Source organism: Colidextribacter sp. OB.20 (genome assembly GCF_009911595.1).
GTDB lineage: Bacteria > Bacillota > Clostridia > Oscillospirales > Oscillospiraceae > Lawsonibacter.
In genome coordinates this window covers 1-2714 of the sequence record NZ_QWKG01000128.1, presented here as the reverse complement: position 1 = coordinate 2714, position 2714 = coordinate 1, and the positions used below count along the sequence as shown (strand labels likewise).

The following is a 2714-nucleotide window of genomic DNA, read 5'->3' as shown; positions in this document are numbered from 1 at the left end:
TGGCCCCCGTCACCCTGTGCGGCGGCGTGGCCCCTGTCACCCTGTGCGGCGGCGTGGCCCCTGTCACCCTGTGCGGCGGCGTGGCCCCTGTCACCCTGGGCGGCGGCGTGGCCCCTGTCACCCTGGGCTATATTTCCTTTCGCAAGTTTTTTGATGTACTCAATTTGGGCTTTTATGATTCCTAAAATTCCAATCTCCGCTTTCAATGTAAGCTCGCTTGAAGCAATTTTGCTGTCCTCATTGCTTCGGTCAATTTCTCCATCTGCCTCACAGGAGAAAAAACGTCTTCTATCCGTCGGCGCAAAATACGACCAAACATCCATGGGAACCTCACAGGAATGAAAACCCTTATCCCCACATCGAATAGCTCCGTCATCCGTGTAAGTTTTCCCAATCTCATACTGAAAACCGCCACGGCATTTCATGTCTTTGTCGGTGCCCTTAAATGTAATCATTAACCTTTCCCCCATTTCTCTGATGCGTCCAGGACCGCCCTCGCATACGCCCTGTCGCCATCATCCCAGCCCTTATTGTAAGCCCGCAGTGCCGCCTGAACATCCCCATCGTACCGCTCGATCTGCCCCGCCAGGTGGGACACTCCGGCCCGGATGTTTTCAGTGGGGGCGAGGTCGGATGGGTAGTACTTTTTGTTCAGGCCCATCAGCCCATAGGAGATATCATTGCCCGCCTCCGGGTCAAAGCGGCTCTCCTCATGTATGACGCCCAACACCAGGCAGATCGGAACTCCGTGCTCCTCGCAAGCCTCTTCCAGCGCCGCCCGACACTCTGCGTCCAGCGGAACGGTCTGCCAGAAAAGCTCCGCCTTTCGGGCCGCTATGGCCTCTGCAAGGGGCGTGCAGTCGATGGGCCGCGCGACGGTCACCACCTCCACAGGGGGCTTGTCCGCCTCAGCGGCACGGTACGCAGCGGCATCCATCGCCCACACCGCCAGATGCGGGGCCAGGAAACACCCGGCCAGCGCCACCAGACACAGCTTGTCCGTCCGGCTCATTGGTGGTCGGTCTGTTAATTTGTTCATGTTACCTCCTTCGGTAATTTCCACCCGTCATCCCGTACTTGAAAAGAGTCTCCTAATTGGATCGTGTCGGGAAAGTTTGTTTGGGTAGTCTTGATGGCGTATTTGTCGATCTCGGTTGCGTAGTAGTGGGCGATATGCGCCCCCAGTTTGTCCAGCGCCAGGTGTCCGCAGCTCATACCGTCGTACATAGACAGCACTTCCATCGGCTCGGTCGTGATCCCCGGCGCATAGTGGAGGATGTGGGCAATCACGTCCACCGTCCAGCCGTTTCCCAGCATTTTATAAGCCTGGGTATCAGACACGGGGAATATGTAGTCCTCCGGCACCGTCTGGAGACGCTTGCACTCTGTCACGGTCAGTTTTCGGATAATATAAAACCCGTCCGCCAGTTTTATGGGATATTGCTCGCCCTTTATGGTGATCTGGCCGTCCCGAACCACATACACAGGATACCTCTTCCCCTTTGGCGCGATTGAATTGCTTATAATAAACCCGCAATCAACTGGCACCGCATACAAGCCGGTGGCTGCCCCGTCCGCTCCGCCGCCGTTTGGCATATCGCCCACCCGTACCGGCTCCGCCGCCATTGGCGCGGGGAAATGCTGGCCGCACACGCCATTGACTGCCCCAGCTTTTGCATAGTTGGCTTTCAGCGTGTAGCCCTTTTCATGGAGCGGCAGGCCGCTCTCCAGAACGTCCAGCAGGATAAGGCCCCGATCCTCCGGCAACTCTACGCCGGGAATATTGGTCCAATATAGGCGCTGGCGGTTCTGCGCGCTCACCAGGGCGGAATTGATCAGGATCGGCTCCACGACTAACTCCTGCGTAATTTGCGCCCGGATAGCCGGGGCCATGCTTTTGTTGTTCTCATACAGGAAGAAGTCCGGTTTGAACTTCTCCAGGGCGATCAGGTAGTTTTCGAACAGTTCCCACCCCAGCCCCTTCGGCTCAGTCTCCCGGTTCTTGGTCCGCGCTATGCTCCAGTGAGTACATGGGGAGCCGCCTAGTAACAATTTCATATTTTCTCCCTTCGTCCGTCTGGATCATGGAAAAACTTTTTCCCCTTCCTCCTCGATTATCTGGTTTCTTTCCGTTAGACAGACGAGTTCTTTTCTTAGGTGTGTGGATAAACAGCGGAGAAACAAATCTGAGGTATCCGTGGGCCTTATCAAGTCCCCGATGAATTGCCCGGGATACAGTGGACTTATTCACGCCGTAAAGCTCCGCTATCTCACTTGTTGTCATCTTGTCGATGTAGTATTTCAAGATATAGTCCTTCTGTGTCGCAGTAATACACTCATCCAAGACCAAAGGTAGCAACCTTTTTGCCCGCTCCAAGTCCACAAGGTTGTCTGCGCCATCCGCTTGGAGCCACATCTCAAAAGCGGCATGTGTCAGTTGTAAATCAGATAACATTTAATTTTCTCCTTGATTTTTCCGGCCCTGTCGCTTATAATCAAGGCACAGGCCGATTTCGTAGGGTTTTCGGTCCGCCCCGCCCGGGTGCCTCCGGACGGGGATTTTGCTGTCTTAGCCGTAGCCGGAGCCGTAGCCGTAGCCGGAGCCGTCGCCGGAGCCGTAGCCGTCGCCGGAGCCGTCGCCGGAGCCGGAGCCGTAGCCGGAGCCGTAGCCGTCGCCGGAGCCGTAGCCGTAGCCGGAGCCGTCGCCGGAGCCG

4 protein-coding genes are annotated in these 2714 nt (G+C 56.4%); 1 reads left to right on the top strand and 3 read right to left on the bottom strand.

The window, feature by feature from the left end; genetic code table 11:
- On the top strand, positions 1 to 185 hold a 185-nt coding region (locus D1641_RS18715), incomplete at its 5' end, for a hypothetical protein (RefSeq protein ID WP_201757440.1).
- A 269-nt stretch (positions 186 to 454) separates the two neighbouring features.
- On the opposite strand, the gene D1641_RS18710 is transcribed toward D1641_RS18715, so the two are convergent.
- Genes D1641_RS18710 through D1641_RS18700 form a run of 3 tightly spaced genes read right to left on the bottom strand, consistent with a single transcriptional unit; the run spans position 455 to position 2455 of the window.
- Positions 455 to 1039, bottom strand: coding sequence for a transglycosylase SLT domain-containing protein (locus D1641_RS18710; protein ID WP_160668475.1), 585 nt, complete (start codon positions 1037 to 1039; stop codon positions 455 to 457).
- On the bottom strand, positions 1036 to 2058 hold the full coding sequence (locus D1641_RS18705; protein ID WP_160668473.1) for a DNA cytosine methyltransferase: 1023 nt from the start codon (positions 2056 to 2058) through the stop codon (positions 1036 to 1038). Before D1641_RS18705 ends, D1641_RS18710 begins: the two co-directional genes overlap by 4 nt.
- The gene (locus D1641_RS18700; RefSeq protein WP_160668471.1) at positions 1988 to 2455 is read right to left on the bottom strand and encodes a sigma factor-like helix-turn-helix DNA-binding protein; all 468 of its coding nucleotides are present in this window, start codon (positions 2453 to 2455) and stop codon (positions 1988 to 1990) included. Before D1641_RS18700 ends, D1641_RS18705 begins: the two co-directional genes overlap by 71 nt.
- Positions 2456 to 2714 lie beyond the last annotated feature (259 nt).

Coding starts and splice junctions, on each gene's coding strand:
- D1641_RS18710 (WP_160668475.1), bottom strand. CDS start 1,039: ATGAACAAATTAACAGACCGACCACCAATGAGCCGGACGGACAAGCTG.
- D1641_RS18705 (WP_160668473.1), bottom strand. CDS start 2,058: ATGAAATTGTTACTAGGCGGCTCCCCATGTACTCACTGGAGCATAGCG.
- D1641_RS18700 (WP_160668471.1), bottom strand. CDS start 2,455: ATGTTATCTGATTTACAACTGACACATGCCGCTTTTGAGATGTGGCTC.